The following is a 14,073-nucleotide window of genomic DNA, read 5'->3' as shown; positions in this document are numbered from 1 at the left end:
AGGCGCCCGGCGGCGCATCCGGTGACGGCGGGTTCGCCTGCGCGCCATGCCGCGATGTTCGCCTGCCCAGGCCGGGCCGGTCGGCCGTTGCGATGATCGCCGTATTCGCAATGCGGGAGACGTACTCGGCTGCCAGCACGCCAGCACACGATGAGGCAGATCGCTGTCGATTTTTCTTACGAAGGCGGGCCACAGTGACCGCAGGTGCTTGATTTGCAACACCTGGCACGTCGTTTGCAGACTGCGCCCCGCTTGTACGAATTCACCTACAACAACGAACAAATCCACCGTCGCATATGGCATACACCCAACACGAATTCGCACTGCTCGTGGCATTGGCAATGGTTGCCGCGCCAGCGTTGGCATGCGGCGCGTGGGTGCTCGGGCGCAGGTGGGCGCGCCGTGCCGCGCGCCGCGAGATGGCTCGCCGCAACCGCATCTGCTATGAGTGGATGAAGAACGACGGGTCTCGGCAGACCTGACGCGCGCCCAGCCGCCTGCGGCCCGGCGCCCTTGCCGCGCGCGCATGCCGGGTGCAGACCGCCAGCGTATCGCTCACGGGCCGGCCGCGTGCCCGGTGTCCTGGCCTTCGGGGTGCTCGGGCGCTGCCATGCCGGCGATCACGCCCAGCGCGCGCAACTTGGCAATCGCCGCCGCGTCGATTCCGGCCTCGCGCAGCAGGGCTTCGTTGTGCTCGCCCATGCGCGGCGCGGCGCGGTGCGGCAGCGTCTGGCCGGCCACGCGGATCGGGTTGGCGATCATGCGGGCGCTGCGGCCGTCTTCATAGGCATAGTCCAGCACACCATCGCGCTCTTGGACGAAGGGGTTGTCCAGCGCCTGCGCGATGTCGAACACCGGCGCCACCGGCACCTTGCCGGCCAGCCGCTCCAGCCAGGCAGCGGTGGGCTGGGCCATCAGCGCAGCGTCCAGCAGCTCGGTCACGCGGCCTCGGTTCTTCAACCGCGCGGCGAAGGTGGCCAGCGCCGGGTCGTCGGCCCATTCCGGGTGGCCCAGCTCGCGCGCCAGCAGCGGCCAGAACTTCTCCTTGTTGCACATCACGAACAACCAGCCGTCCTGCGTACGGTAGAGCTGGCTGGGCACCAGGCTGGGGTGGCCGCTGCGCGCCGTGCGGCCGGTCACCGTGCCGGCGTTCAGGTACCAGGTGCCGGGGTAGTTCAGGTTGTGCAGCGCCACGTCGAACAGCGAGGTGTCGATGTCCATGCCCAAGCCGCTCTCGCGCGCTTTCACCACGCCGGCCAGCAGCCCGAACGCCGCGGCCAGACCGGTCATCAGGTCGACGATGGACAGGCCGTAGCGCGTCGGCGGGCCGTCCGGCTCGCCGGTCATCGAGAGGTGGCCGGCCTCGGCCTGCATCAGGTAGTCATAGCCCGGCCAGGCCATGCGCGAGCCGCTGCGGCCATAGGCCGACAGGTGGGCGCAGACCAGGCGCGGGTTGGCTGCCTTCATCTGCGCGTAGGTCAGCCCCAGCTTGTGCGGCAGGTCGCCGCGCAGGTTGTCCAGCAACGCATCGGCGCTGGCCGCCAGCTTGTGCAGCACGGCCATGCCCTCGGGCTGCTTCAGGTCCAGCGTCAGGCTCTTCTTGTTGCGGTTGAAGGTCTGGAAGAAATGGCTGTCGTCCGCGCCGAAGTAGTGCGGCCCCACGTGGCGCCCGACATCGCCGCCGTCGTGGTGGTTCTCGATCTTGATGACCTCGGCGCCCAGGTCGGCCAGGTACGAGGTGCCGAACGGCCCCGCGCCGTATTGCTCGACGGCAAGCACGCGCAGGCCGGCCAGCGGCAGCGGCGAAGTGGAGGTGGTCATGGGCGGTCCGCAGTGGTGGTTAATTTGTACGGACAATATTATGTCCAACCCGCCCATCGGCGTAAAGCCCGACCGTACAAACCGGCGGCGACCGCGCGGCTGGCTTACTTGTGCAGCTCCATGCGGTAGCTGAAGCGGTCGCTGGGGTGGAGGTTGTCGGCCACCTCGATCAACTGGCCGTCGTCGCTGAAGTAGCGGCGCACGATGCGCAGCGCCGGCGCGCCGGCCTCGCAACCCAGGTTGGCGGCGTCGTCGGCCGCCAGCACCACGCCCTGCAGCTCCTGCTCGACGCGCTGGATCACGATCTTGTATTCGCGCTCGATCAGCGCGTAGACCGCCGTCTTGCGCCGTGCCAGCCGGGCCTCGATGCCCTCCAGCATGGGGTTCAGGAAGATCCGTGTGATACAGATCGGCCGTGCCGCCCGCGCGCCGGGCGCGGCCTCCGGGTGGTCATGCCGCAGGCCCACCACCAGCACCCATTCCTGCCCGGCCGGGGCGCCGAACTCGTGCGCCTGGGCGGCGCTGAGCGCGATCTTGCCGACATACAGCACGCGCAACTCCGTGTCCTGCGCGTACTGGAACAAATCTGGCAGTGAGGCCGCCGCATGCTGGTAGCGCGCCGCATCCGGCTGGGCGATGACGACCGTGCCCACGCGCTGGCGCCGCGTCACCAGCCCGGCGGTGGACAGCAGGCGAATGGCCGCGCGCGCCGTGAAGCGGCTGATGCCGAAGGACACGCACAGCTCGGCCTCGGTCGGCAGGCGCGCGCCGATGGGGTAGCGGCCATCGGCGATCGCGCGCCGCAACTCGTTGGCGACGCGCTGGTAGATCGGCTGGCTGCCGGGGGTGGTCATGGGCTTCCTTCACGCTGGCGGCGGATTATGGGCGGCACGGCGGCCATCTTGACATCGGCAGCCACGCATGCCGATAATGTCCGGACAATACGTCAGACGACCACCACAGCAAAGGCATTCGATGGGCACCCTTGAGACTGGCAACAGCGCCGACCAGCGCGAATTCGTCGACGCCGTGGAGGCCTGGGTCGACAAAGAGCTGCGCCCCGTGGCCCGCAAGTTCGACCTGGCGGACGAGTACCCGCACGAAGTCGTGGAGCAGATGAAGGCGCTGGGCCTGTTCGGCGCCACCATCGGCGAGGAATGGGGTGGCCTGGGCCTGTCGGCGTGGACCTATGCGCAGATCGTGATCAAGGTCGCCTCGGTGTGGATGGCGCCCTCCGGCATCTTCAACTCGCACCTGATCATGGCCGCCGCCATCGAGCGCCACGGCACGGACGAACAAAAGCGCGCCTACCTGCCGCGCATGGCCAGCGGTGAATATCGCGGCAGCATCGGCCTGACCGAGCCCAACGCAGGCTCGGACCTGCAGGCCATCCGCACGTTGGCCAAGCGCGAGGGCGAGCACTACGTCGTCAACGGTAACAAGACCTGGATCACCAACAGCATGCACGGCCACGGCACGCTGCTGCTGGTCAAGACCGACCCGCAGGCGCAGCCGCGCCACAAGGGCATGAGCCTGCTGCTCGCCGACAAGGGCCCGGGCTACAACGTGGTCGGCAAGCTCAAGAAGATGGGTTACCGCGCCATCGACACCTGCGAGCTGAACTTCGACAACTACCGCGTTCCGGTCGGCCAATTGCTCGGCGGTGTCGAGGGCAAGGGCTTCGTGCAGACCGCCGGCGGGCTGGAGCTGGGCCGCATCAACGTGGGCGCGCGCGGCGCCGGCATTGCCGAGGGCGCGTTCAGGATGGCGCTGCGCTATGCGCAGGAGCGCTCGGCCTTCGGCAAGCCGATTGCCGAGCACCAGGCCATCCAGCTCAAGCTGGCCGACATGGCGACGCAGGTCGAGGCGGCCAAGCTGCTGCTGCAGCAGGCCGCCACCAAGTACGACCGTGGCGAGCGCTGCGACCTGGAAGCCGCCATGGCCAAGCTGGCCGGCTCCGAGGCCGGCGCCGAATGCGCGCAGCAGGCCATGCGGATCTTCGGTGGCTACAGCTACGCGGTCGAATACGAGATCGAGCGCTTCTACCGCGACGCCATGCTCATGTGCATCGGCGAGGGCACGAACGAGATCCTGCGCCAGGTGATCGCCAAGCAGCTGGTGGAACGCTACCGCGTCTGACCCGCCGGCGCGCTGCCCGGGTTGCAGCGTGGCGCGCTACTCCCTGCGCCCTGCGGTTGCGCGCAGCGCCAGCACCAGGCCGGCCACCGGCTGGCGCTGGTCTTCGCGCAGCGTCACCGGCTGCAGGTGCACCACTGCCAGCCCGTGCGCAGCGGCCAGCAGGCGCAGATAGGTCTCTGCGTGCGCGTAGCGCAGGCTGGGCAGCAGGCGGTAGCCGTCGCCCTCGCAGCGCTCCACGGAGAAGGCGAACACGCCGCCGGGTTGCAGCACCCGGGCGACGCCGGCGAACACCGGCGCCAGGTCACCCAGATAGATGAACACATCGGCCGCCACGACCAGCCCATGGCGCTGCGGCGTGGCCTGCAGGTGCTGCACGATGTCGGCCTCAGCCAGGTTGTCGTACACCTCGCGTGTGGCCGCCCGCGCCAGCATGGTGGGCGACAGGTCCACACCCTGTAGCCGGCGCGCCAGTGGCCGCAGCAGCGGGCCGCACAGGCCGGTACCGCAACCCAGATCGAGCGCGCTGTCCACAGGCGCGGGCAGAAGGGCTGCGGCGGCCTGCACCACGTCCCGGTGCGCGCGGTAATGCAGCACCTGCAGCAGGTGCGGCTCGAAATCGTCGGCGTAGTGGTCGAACAGGCCGCGCACGTAGGCCACCGGCGCCGTTGGCGGCGCGGCCTCGCCCGACAGCCCGGCCAGGAAGTAGCCGTTCAGTGCCGCATCGCCGCCGTGGGCGATGGCCCGGTCGAAAGCGTGGCGGGCGGCGTCACGCTCGCCCGGCAGATCTTTGAGCAGCTGGCCCAGCAGGCTCCAGGCTTCGGCCAGCGTCGGCTCGAGCGCCACGGCGCGGCGGTAGGCGGGCAGGGCGTCGGCATGGCGCTCCAGTGCCTGCAGTGTCTGGCCGTAGAGCAGCCAGGCCGGCGCCATGGCGGGGTGGCGCTGCAGCAGCGCGTCGAGTGCGGCCAGGGCGTCGGCGTGGCGCATGGAGCGGTTCAGCAGCAGCGCGCGCTGGAAGGCGGCGGCCGCGTGGCCGGCATCCAGCGTCAGCGCGTGTTCGAAGCTCTGCAGCGCCTCGGCGTCGCGCTGCAGTGCGGCCAGCGCCAGCGCGCGGTGGCACCAGGTGTCGGCCTGCAGGGGCTCGGCGGCGACGGCCTGCTCCAGCACGCCCAGCGCCTCGGCGGGGCGGCCCACGCGCAGCCGCGCCACGGCCAGGTTCACGAGGGTGGAAGGGCGCCCGGGCAGCAGCGCAAGCGACGCCTGCAGCCGTTCTTCAGCGCTTGCATCCTGGCCGGCTTCGAGCAGCGCCACGCCTTCGAGAAACAGGCGTCGGGCGTTCTGGAATGCGGCGTCTTGGGAGTCCATGGCGGCGCAGCATACCTGCGCCCGGCGGCCCGCAGCTTCAGCGTGCTGGACGCGGTGGGCGCGGCTTGCGCTCAGCGCCCGCGCACCATGGCCAGCACCTTGCCGGCGTCCAGCGTGCGGGCCTTTTCCTGCATGGCGGGCAGGTAGCGGCTGTGCAGGCCCTGGGCCTGCTGCGTCACGCTGGCGTAGGTGTCCTTGAGCATCTGCGTGGACAAGGTGCGGCCGCCGGCGTAGTAACGCTTGGCCACATGGCCCAGCGCGTAGGTGGAGGCAAAGCTCATGCCCGAGCTGACGGCCTGGCGCCCCAGCCCGCCCAGCAGCCCGCCGCCGACACGGCCGAGCAGCCCGCCCAGCAGCTTGCGGCCGGCCTGCTCCAGGTACTGCGAGGTCAGCCCGACGCCCACCGTCGCAATGAAATCCTTGACGTGGCCGCTGTCCAGTTCGTAGCCGTGCGATTTGCCGATGCCATAGACCAGCTTCATCTGCAGCGGGATGATGGCCATGGTGGACAGCGTCTCGGGCAGCAGTTCGAGCGCGCCGTTGAGGATGGCGGCGTTCAGGATGGTCTGGTCCAGCGTGGCTTCGTCCACCGTGCTGGGCGCGCCGGTGGTGGCGACCGTCGGAGCGGCTGGCGTCGGCAGCGTGGTGCCAAAGGCGGTGGCGGCGCCGGCGGCCATCGGCGCGGCGGCCATGGCGTCGGCCTTCTCGGTGAAGCGGTCGGCCTCGTCGGGTGCCAGTTTCAATGCCGTCTTGAGCTCGGTCAGGAAGCGCTGCTCCGCCTGGGAATGCACGCCATCGGCATCGCACACGCAGACGGCCATCTCATAGCCCAGGTGCCGGGCGTCGATGCTGGTCAGCGCGCTGGCCACATCGGGCAAGGTCACGCGCTTCATCAGCACATCCTGGTAGAGCGTGGGCAGGTGCACGCCATCGGCAGCGCCCAGGCCATCGGCAATGCGCTTGATCTCGGCGCGCTCGCGCTCGTGCTTGTCACCATCGACGAACGCAGCCAGCAGGCTCAACGACAGGATGGCGCGGGTTTCGGAATCGGTCATGGAAGGGCTCTTTCGGGAAGTGGTCGGCTTATGGCTGCATTGTTCCGCAGCGCCATCGGCTTGGCGACGCCCCCAGCCGACGTGGGGCCAAGCCGGCTACGCGCCGTGCGATGTGCCGAGCTGCGCCAGCGCCTGCGCCACAGGCGCCGGGGCGAGTGGCCGCACCAGGCGGGCCATCTCGCGCCCATCCTGCAGGAACACCAGCGTCGGCCACAGCTTCACGCCGAACGAGCGGCCCAGCGGCCGTCCCCGGCCGTCGGCGATCTGCACATGCGCGACGCCCGGGTGGTCCTGCAGCGCCTGGGCGATGGCTGGCTGCGCCGCGCGGCAGTGGCCGCACCAGGCGTCGCCGAACTCCAGCAGCATGGGGCCACGGTGGGCGTCGATATCGGCGCGGCTGGGCGCGTCTTGCCGGTAGCCCGCGCTCATGGGCGCTCCCGGTCATCGCCGCCGTCCTGCGCGTCTGCGCGCTCGCCGGCCTCGCGGCGCCGCGCCCCGGCGTCGGATTGGTCGGCCTCGCCCGAGGCCTCCATCAGCGGATCGGTGATGGCCTTGCCCAGCGATTCCAGCGGCGAATCGGGCTCGGGCGGCCGGGCGCCGGGCGACGACCCCGGTGCGCCCGTCTGGTCGACCCGCGCGTCGTCGCGGTCGGCTGCGGCAATGTCGGTCTGCGTCGCCCAGTCGGCGCCAACGGCGCCGCCATGCGCGGTGGGTGCGGTGGTGGTGCTGTCCGGGGTGGTGGGCTGCAGGCTGCCGGCCAAGTCCACGGGGGGCTGCGGCGCAGCAGGTTCGCGCGTCATGTCGGCGTACGGCTTGTCGGGAGTCTGGGCCATCGTGGTCTCCTGGTAGGCAAAGGGTTCATTGACCCGATGCCCGCATCTTGCGCCGATGCGCCCATCACTCAAGACCCCTGCGGCGCAAGCCGCCGTCAGGGCAGGCCTACAGCGTGTTCAGCACCGGGCCCTGGAACAGCACCGGGCCGGTGGCCGGGGTGCCGGGCGGCACGCCACCGGCAGGCTCCAGCGTGATCGCGATGGCCGGAATGCTGGCCAGATCGGCCGGCGAGACGGCCAGCTGGGTCACGGGCGCGCTGGCCATCACGCCGAGCGAGCGCGGGGTGCCGCCGGGCGGCAACGCCCACAGCTCCAATGATTTGCCGCTGGCTTCCTGGTAGTTGCCGACGCGCTTGACGGTCAGCCGGCTGTTGGCCGGGTCGAACGTGACCAGCACCGAGGCGGTGGAGCGCTCGTCCTGCAGCACGGCCACGTATTCGATGCGCGGCGCCGTCTGCAGCCGCGTCTGCAGCGCAGCGATCTGCCCGCCCAGGTCGCGGCCCAGCTGTGTGTGGCGCTGCGCGCCCACCAACACTGCGGCCACGGTGGCGGCCGTGCCCAGCGCGGTCAGCCCGCGCCACAGGTTGAGGCTTTGCCACCACGACGGCGAGGGCATCTGCTGCAGCCGGGTGGCCGTGCGCGGCGCGGGCTCGGCCGCCAGCAGGTTTTCGATGCGCTTCCAGACCGCCGGGCTGGGGCTGTCTTCGGGCTGCAGCTCGGCCAGGCTGGCCAGCCGCGATTCCCAGATCAGCGCGGCGGCGCGCACCGGCGCCTGCGCGCGTGCCATGGCCTCGAAGCGTCGCCGCGCACCGTGGCGCAGCGTGCCCAGTGCGTAGCTGGCGGCGATCTGGTCCAACAGTTCGGGGTGATGCAACAGGTTCATGCAAACCTCGCCATGCACAGGCGCAGCTGGGCCAGGCCGCGGCGGATCCAGGTCTTCACGGTGCCCAAGGGCAGCCGCAGCTGGGCGGACAGCTCACCGTGGCTCAGGTCGCGCAGGTAGGCCAGGCTGACCACCTCGCGCTGCTTGTTGTCCAGCTTCTCCAGGCACTGCTTGAGCGCCCACGCCTGCTCGCTGGCCAGCGTCGTGTTCACCGGGTCGGCCACATCGGCCGGCAGGGTGTCGGCCAGTTCGTCGTCCAGCGACTGCGTCTTGCCATCGCGCTCGGCGGCGCGCCGCCGCAGGAAGTCCAGCGCCCGGCTGCGCACGATCAGACCCATCCAGGCCATCGGCGGTGACAGGCTGCCGCGGTAGTCGCCAGCGACGCGCCAGATGGTGATGAACGCCTCCTGCAGCACATCCTCAGCCCACTCGCGGTTGCCCACCACACGCATGGCCAGCCCGTACAGCTTGGACGAACAGCGGTCGTACAAGGCCCGCAGGGCGGTCTCATCGCGCGTGGCAACGCGTGCCAGCAGATCAATCAATTCCATGTCGTCGGGTGCAAGGCTCATCCTGGCATTGTTGTGCATAAAGTGAGCGAATCGGTTCAGCCTTATGGTGTGCACATCAGCCAGTACGCGGCGTGAACCCCGGCGGATTCACCCCGCGTCACCCGTGGCGTCAGCCGATGCGCACTGGCACGAAGATCTTGTCGCCGTCGCGCTGGATCAACAGGGCCACCGATTTGTCGGCACGCGCCACGGCCGCGCGCACCTGCTCGACGCTCTGCACCGGTGTGCCGTTCACCGCCAGCAGCACGTCGCCGGCTTCGACACCGGCCCGCGCCGCCGCGCCTGCCACCTGCTCGACGACTAGGCCGCCCTCGCTGCCGGCCGACTGGCGCTCCTGCGGTTGCAGCGCGCGCAGCGACAGGCCGAGTCGGCCCTGGCCGGCGGCCTGGCCGGCATCGGCCACCGGCGTGGCCTTCTCCTTGGAGGCACCGCCCAGCTGGGCCTGGACCTCCTGCGGCGCGCCCTTGCGCCAGATCTGCAGCCGCACCTGGTCGCCGGGCGCGGCCAGGCCGATCGCCGCCGGCAGGTCGCCCGAGGAGACGATGGCCTTGCCGTCGATGCTGCGGATCACGTCACCGGGCTGCAGGCCGGCCTTCTCAGCCGGGCTGCCGCGCTCCACGCTGGAGATCAGCGCGCCCTCGGGCTTGTCCAGCTTGAACGAGTCGGCAAGCGTCTGGTTCACCTCCTGCACGGCGATGCCCAGGCGCGCATGCTCGACCTTGCCGTGCTTGACGATCTGCTCCTGGATGCGGCCCGCCAGGTCGATCGGAATCGCGAACGACACGCCCTGGTAGCCGCCGGTGCGGCTGTAGATCTGCGAGTTGATGCCCACCACCTCACCACGCGTGTTGAACAGCGGCCCGCCCGAGTTGCCCGGGTTCACCGCCACGTCGGTCTGGATGAAGGCGACCGAGCTGTCGTCCGGCAGCGAGCGGCCCTTGGCGCTGACCACGCCTGCAGTGACCGTGTTCTCAAAGCCGAACGGCGAGCCTATGGCCAGCACCCATTCGCCCACACGCAGATCCTCGGTCTTGCCGATCTTGACGACCGGCAGGTTCTTCGCCTCGATCTTCAGCACCGCGACATCGGTCTTGGCGTCCGCCCCCAGCACCTTGGCCACGTACTCGCGCCGGTCGGTCAGCTTGACGGTGACCTCCTTCGCGCCGCGCACCACATGGGCGTTGGTCAGGATCACGCCGTCAGCGCTGACGATGAAGCCCGAGCCCTGGCCGCGCACCACCGGCGCCTCGCGCGGCGCCACCCGGCCGCCGGGGCCGCCCTGGCCGGGCTGCTGGAAGCGGCGGAAGAACTCGAAGAACGGGTCGTTGCCGAAGGGGTCTTCGCGCTGGCCGCGCTGGGCCGTGCGGTCTTCGCCATCGCCGCCGTCGCGCGTGCCGGTCACGCTGATGTTGACCACCGCCGCGCCGTTCTGCTGGGTGATCTGCGAGAAATCGGGCAGGGCCATCGGCAGTGCGGGCGCGGGCGCGCTGATGACCGGCGGCGCGGCGGCGTGCACCTGGTTCGATTGCACGAAGGCCACGCCTGCGCCGCCAATGACGCCCGCTGTCACCAGGGCCAACACAAGGCGGACTTTTTTAACGGAAGAGCGTTCGGATTGCGTGTTCATGGCTAGCTACCTTCAGACAGGGTTGGGATGTCCCAATAGTGGCTAGCCAGACTTAGACAAGGCTTAAACAAGTGACGAAGGGCACCCCGCTGCTGTCATAACTGCCAGTTACGGATGGATACCGGCAGCTGTGCAATGGCGCCGCCTGTGGTTCAAGCACGCCGTTTTTGCCCCGCGCATTGCCCAAGAGCAGGATATGAACGAACGAGACTTATTGGAATTCGTCGAGGACGACGAATTCACTGCCCCTGCGGGTGTGCAGGCGCTGGCCCCGTGGCGCAGTTCTGGTGTGGAGGCAGTGCTGGCAACGGACAGGGCGACGTGATGGCGGGGCTGAACACGCGCTGGCGCTTGCCCGTTGCCATCATGGGCCTGGTCATCGCGCTGGTGGCGTGCAGCCCGCAGCCACCGATCCGGCTCGGCTTCCTGGCCGCTTTGTCGGGTCGCGCATCGCGCTTCGATGAAGACGCACGCAATGGTGTGATGCTGGGCATCGAGCAGCGCAATGCGGACGGTGGGGCCGCAGGCCGGCGGTTCGAGCTGATCGCGCAGGATTACGGCGTCCAGGTGGACAGCGCACCAGAGGCATTCCAGGCACTGCTGGATGCGCGCGTGGACCTGGTGATCGGCCCTTTCGCCAACGCAGCGGCGGTCAAGGTGTTGCCGCTGGCGGACGCGGCCAAGGTGCTGCTGCTGGCGCCGACGTTGACGGCCGTTGCGCTCGCAGGCAAAGACGATTTCATGATCCGGTTGAACCGTACGACGCGTGACAGCGCGCGCAGCTATGCGAAGGTGCTGCGTGAGCGGGGGCAGATGCGCGTGGCGCTGGCCGGAGACATGCGCAATCCGGTGTTCGCGGGAGCCTGGAGCGTTGATTTCGACGCTGCGTTCTCCGCCCTCGGTGGCTCGGTTGTTGCGACAGCTGATCTGGGCTCGGCGCCCGGGCCATCGCTCGAAGCTGTCGTGCGCCTCATGCTGTCCGGTAACCCTGATGGGCTGGTCTTCATCGCCAGTGCCGCCAATGCGGCCAGGCTGGCGCAACAGGCCGCCAAGTTGGCGCCGACCTTGCCGCGGGCCGCCACGGAGTGGGCCGCTACTGCGGCGTTGATCGAAATGGGCGGGCAGGCTGTAGAGGGCATGCTGCTCGCGCAGGCCCACAAACTCGATGACGCGTCGCCGCGCTACCGAGCCTTTCACACGGCCTATCTGGCGCGCTTCGGCCTGGAGCCCAGTGCCAGCGCGATTGCGTCCTACGATGCCGTGACGGTGCTGGCCGATGCGCTGGACCGCGCCAAGGCCGGTCCGCGGCCGGGCATCACCCCCAGGGATGCGGTACTCCAGTACGGGCCGTACGAGGGGTTGCAGCAAACGATCCGCTTCGACCGCTTCGGCGACGCGGAGCGGGCGACGTACTTCACCGTCGTGCGCAACGGACGCTTCGAGATGCTGCGGTGAAGGACAACAAGACGCGCGTCTGGCGTTTGCGCAGCCATCTGTCGGCCCTGCTGGTCGCCACCATGGTGTTGACCTTCACGCTGGTGGGCGGCGCGACCCTGGCCTGGCGAATTCCGGAGATCGAGCACGAGAGCTGGCGCGTGCAGCAGCACGAAGTGCGCGAGATGCGCTCGCGCGTGGAATTGCTGCTGCGCACGCGGCAGAGCCGGCTTGAATTGTTGGAGTCCGTGCTGGACGAAGTGCCTGCGCAGCAGGCCGATGCCTTGCTCGACAGTGGGGTGCGCGCCGGCAGCGTCCTGCGCGTCGTGTACAGGGTGTCGCCACAGGGCAGGATCACGGCGGTGGGCTTGCCCGAGGAACTGCGCGCGCAGCGCCAGGACATGCTGGGCAGCGACCTGTCGGCCAACAGCCTGTTCCGGGCTGTCTCGGCAATACAGGGCGTGGTCTGGAGCGGCAAGTACACCTCATTGCCCACGGGTGAAAGCGCCGTCGGGCTGGCGTTTCGCGACGTGGACGGCCATGTGATGATTGCCGAAGTACCGATCCTCGTCTTGGTCGATGTGGTGAAGGTGGCGGCGGGTCTGCGGTCGTCGTCGGTGTGGGTCGTCGACAGCGGTGGCGAGATCGTGGCCGACACCAGCCCGGGGCGCGAGGCCGGGAAGCTCAACATCCGCAACTGGCCGCTGATGCAGAGCCTGCTGCAGGGACGCGATCCGGCCGAAACGGTGCACTACCAGGGCGCTGAGTTCCGTGCGGCCGTGGCACATTCGCCAGCGCTGGGCTGGTACTTCGTGGGCCAGGCACCCGTCGGTCTGGCGAACCGCGGTGTGCGCGTCCTCGTCACGGCTGTAGTGGTGGCGTTCGCCGGCTGCCTCGTGATCGGGCTGCTGGTCGCTCCGTTCTGGGCGAACCGCATGGCGCGGCCATTGCGGCAGATCGTCAAGCGTGCCGCGCAGACGACCGGTGGCCAGGGCCGGGGCCTGGTGTGGCCACGCGGGTCGGTGGCCGAATTCAACCGGCTTTCCGAGAATCTGGAAGCGATGGTGGGCACGCTGCAGGAGCGCGAGCAGAAATCCCAGGAGATCTTCAACGCGGCACCCGTGCCGATGGCCGTCGCCGACGCGGACGACGACTACCGGCTGATGGATGTCAATGCGGCCTGGTGCCGCGCGTTCGGCTACCGACGCGAGCAGGTGGTAGGGCGCACGACATGGGACATCGATCTGTGGGTCGACCGGTGCGCCAGGGTCGCCGCGCGCGAGCGCGCAGAGCAGTACGCGACGATCGGCGACGTCGAGTTGCGGCGCAGCGACGGCAGCAGCGTGCTGGTGCGGATGCATGGACGGCTTGTGGAGCTGCAAAACCAGCGGCTGCTGATCTGGGCCGCGGTCGATCTGGGCCCGCTGCGCCGCATCGAGCAGGACCTGCGCGAACTGAACCAGGAGTTGGAGGCGCGCGTGGAGCAACGCTCGCAGGCGCTGGCCGCGACCATCGAGGCGCTGTCGCAGACAGCCGAGCAGCTGCGCGCGGCCAAGGACAAACTGGTGCGCGCCGAGAAGATGGCCGCGCTGGGCCAACTGGTGGCCGGCGTTGCGCACGAGCTGAACACCCCGCTCGGCAATGGCGTGATGGCGGTCAGTGCCATGGCCGACGCAACGCAGCACTTCAAGGCGGCGTTGCCACAGGGGCTCAGGCGGTCGGACTTGCAGCGCTATGTCAAGAGCGTGGAGCGGGGCGTCGAGATCGCCACCCGCAACCTGCGCCGGGCCGCCGATTTGGTGCAGAGCTTCAAGCAGGTGGCGGTGGACCAGACCAGTTCGCAGCGGCGTTGCTTCGACCTCGGCGAAGTGGTGCACGAGATGGTCGTCAGCCTGCGGCCCAGCTTCAGCCACACGCACTACCGTATCGACGTCAACGTGCCCGAAGCCGGCCTGCAGATGGACAGCTACCCCGGCGCGCTGGGCCATGTGATCGGCAACCTGGTGCAGAACGCCGTGCTGCACGGCTTCGACGGGCGAGACCATGGCACCGTGCGCATCGATGCGGCGCTGGACGCCGACGGCCAGATCGTGCTGCGCGTTGCGGACGATGGCCAGGGCATCGCGCCCGAACACCTCGGCCGCATCTTCGATCCGTTCATGACGACCAAGATGGGGCGCGGCGGCCCGGGCCTGGGGCTGCACATCAGCTTCAACGCCGTCGTGAACGTGCTGGGGGGCACGCTGACCGTGCAGAGCACGCAGGGCCAGGGAACATGCTTCGAGCTGCGCCTGCCGGTCGATGCCCCGCGCAGCACGCCTGCAGATCTGCTTTCGTAAATGAGAGG

General features: G+C 69.4%; 13 protein-coding genes. 4 read left to right on the top strand and 9 right to left on the bottom strand.

Features of this window, described 5'->3' with window-relative positions:
- Positions 1-555 precede the first annotated feature (555 nt).
- Both AC099J_RS10795 and AC099J_RS10790 read right to left on the bottom strand, forming a co-directional pair.
- Positions 556-1,821, bottom strand: coding sequence for a CaiB/BaiF CoA transferase family protein (locus AC099J_RS10795; protein ID WP_479615243.1), 1,266 nt, complete (start codon positions 1,819-1,821; stop codon positions 556-558).
- 104 nt (positions 1,822-1,925) lie between these two features.
- Positions 1,926-2,675, bottom strand: coding sequence for a GntR family transcriptional regulator (locus AC099J_RS10790; protein WP_479615242.1), 750 nt, complete (start codon positions 2,673-2,675; stop codon positions 1,926-1,928).
- Positions 2,676-2,796: 121 nt separating this feature from the next.
- Here AC099J_RS10790 and AC099J_RS10785 point away from each other — a divergent pair, with 121 nt between their 5' ends.
- On the top strand, positions 2,797-3,960 hold the full coding sequence (locus AC099J_RS10785; RefSeq protein ID WP_479615241.1) for an acyl-CoA dehydrogenase family protein: 1,164 nt from the start codon (positions 2,797-2,799) through the stop codon (positions 3,958-3,960).
- A 36-nt stretch (positions 3,961-3,996) separates the two neighbouring features.
- Here the strand turns inward: AC099J_RS10785 and AC099J_RS10780 are convergent, their stop codons facing one another.
- The 7 genes from AC099J_RS10780 to AC099J_RS10750 form a co-directional block, all read right to left on the bottom strand.
- Complete coding sequence (locus AC099J_RS10780) at positions 3,997-5,322, bottom strand: methyltransferase domain-containing protein (protein ID WP_479615240.1); 1,326 nt, start codon at positions 5,320-5,322, stop codon at positions 3,997-3,999.
- Between the two features lie 71 nt (positions 5,323-5,393).
- Positions 5,394-6,377 (bottom strand): YcjF family protein, encoded by a 984-nt coding sequence (locus AC099J_RS10775; protein WP_479615239.1) that lies wholly within the window; start codon positions 6,375-6,377, stop codon positions 5,394-5,396.
- A gap of 96 nt (positions 6,378-6,473) precedes the next feature.
- Positions 6,474-6,806, bottom strand: coding sequence for a thioredoxin family protein (locus tag AC099J_RS10770; RefSeq protein WP_479615238.1), 333 nt, complete (start codon positions 6,804-6,806; stop codon positions 6,474-6,476).
- The gene (locus AC099J_RS10765) at positions 6,803-7,210 is read right to left on the bottom strand and encodes a hypothetical protein (protein ID WP_479615237.1); all 408 of its coding nucleotides are present in this window, start codon (positions 7,208-7,210) and stop codon (positions 6,803-6,805) included. The genes AC099J_RS10770 and AC099J_RS10765 overlap by 4 nt, the downstream gene beginning before the upstream one ends.
- 106 nt (positions 7,211-7,316) lie before the next feature.
- The gene (locus tag AC099J_RS10760; protein ID WP_479615236.1) at positions 7,317-8,093 is read right to left on the bottom strand and encodes an anti-sigma factor; all 777 of its coding nucleotides are present in this window, start codon (positions 8,091-8,093) and stop codon (positions 7,317-7,319) included.
- Positions 8,090-8,665 carry an RNA polymerase sigma factor gene (locus AC099J_RS10755; RefSeq protein WP_479615235.1) on the bottom strand — a complete coding sequence of 192 codons (576 nt, stop codon included), beginning with the start codon at positions 8,663-8,665 and terminating at the stop codon, positions 8,090-8,092. The genes AC099J_RS10760 and AC099J_RS10755 overlap by 4 nt, the downstream gene beginning before the upstream one ends.
- A gap of 109 nt (positions 8,666-8,774) precedes the next feature.
- Positions 8,775-10,292, bottom strand: a complete 1,518-nt coding sequence (locus AC099J_RS10750) for a Do family serine endopeptidase (RefSeq protein ID WP_479615234.1) — start codon at positions 10,290-10,292, stop codon at positions 8,775-8,777.
- 196 nt (positions 10,293-10,488) lie between these two features.
- Here AC099J_RS10750 and AC099J_RS10745 point away from each other — a divergent pair, with 196 nt between their 5' ends.
- Genes AC099J_RS10745 through AC099J_RS10735 form a run of 3 tightly spaced genes read left to right on the top strand, consistent with a single transcriptional unit; the run spans position 10,489 to position 14,065 of the window.
- A complete protein-coding gene (locus AC099J_RS10745) occupies positions 10,489-10,617 on the top strand; it encodes a hypothetical protein (protein ID WP_479615233.1) in 129 nt (42 codons plus the stop codon).
- A complete protein-coding gene (locus tag AC099J_RS10740) occupies positions 10,617-11,747 on the top strand; it encodes an ABC transporter substrate-binding protein (RefSeq protein ID WP_479615232.1) in 1,131 nt (376 codons plus the stop codon). The genes AC099J_RS10745 and AC099J_RS10740 overlap by 1 nt, the downstream gene beginning before the upstream one ends.
- Entirely contained in the window at positions 11,744-14,065 is a 2,322-nt protein-coding gene (locus AC099J_RS10735; RefSeq protein ID WP_479615231.1) for a sensor histidine kinase, read from the top strand. The genes AC099J_RS10740 and AC099J_RS10735 overlap by 4 nt, the downstream gene beginning before the upstream one ends.
- The last annotated feature ends 8 nt before the right edge of the window (positions 14,066-14,073 follow it).

The sequence above is a fragment of the Rhodoferax sp. RT4P68 genome, assembly GCF_056521305.1.
Note: the sequence above shows the minus strand (reverse complement) of the source record. Positions and strands in the feature narration are given on the sequence as shown.

Excerpts from the sequence above, each read along its gene's own strand:
- AC099J_RS10795 (WP_479615243.1), bottom strand. The coding sequence starts at position 1,821 with ATGACCACCTCCACTTCGCCGCTGCCGCTGGCCGGCCTGCGCGTGCTT.
- AC099J_RS10790 (WP_479615242.1), bottom strand. The coding sequence starts at position 2,675 with ATGACCACCCCCGGCAGCCAGCCGATCTACCAGCGCGTCGCCAACGAG.
- AC099J_RS10785 (WP_479615241.1), top strand. The coding sequence starts at position 2,797 with ATGGGCACCCTTGAGACTGGCAACAGCGCCGACCAGCGCGAATTCGTC.
- AC099J_RS10780 (WP_479615240.1), bottom strand. The coding sequence starts at position 5,322 with ATGGACTCCCAAGACGCCGCATTCCAGAACGCCCGACGCCTGTTTCTC.
- AC099J_RS10775 (WP_479615239.1), bottom strand. The coding sequence starts at position 6,377 with ATGACCGATTCCGAAACCCGCGCCATCCTGTCGTTGAGCCTGCTGGCT.
- AC099J_RS10770 (WP_479615238.1), bottom strand. The coding sequence starts at position 6,806 with ATGAGCGCGGGCTACCGGCAAGACGCGCCCAGCCGCGCCGATATCGAC.
- AC099J_RS10765 (WP_479615237.1), bottom strand. The coding sequence starts at position 7,210 with ATGGCCCAGACTCCCGACAAGCCGTACGCCGACATGACGCGCGAACCT.
- AC099J_RS10760 (WP_479615236.1), bottom strand. The coding sequence starts at position 8,093 with ATGAACCTGTTGCATCACCCCGAACTGTTGGACCAGATCGCCGCCAGC.
- AC099J_RS10755 (WP_479615235.1), bottom strand. The coding sequence starts at position 8,665 with ATGAGCCTTGCACCCGACGACATGGAATTGATTGATCTGCTGGCACGC.
- AC099J_RS10750 (WP_479615234.1), bottom strand. The coding sequence starts at position 10,292 with ATGAACACGCAATCCGAACGCTCTTCCGTTAAAAAAGTCCGCCTTGTG.
- AC099J_RS10745 (WP_479615233.1), top strand. The coding sequence starts at position 10,489 with ATGAACGAACGAGACTTATTGGAATTCGTCGAGGACGACGAATTCACT.
- AC099J_RS10740 (WP_479615232.1), top strand. The coding sequence starts at position 10,617 with ATGGCGGGGCTGAACACGCGCTGGCGCTTGCCCGTTGCCATCATGGGC.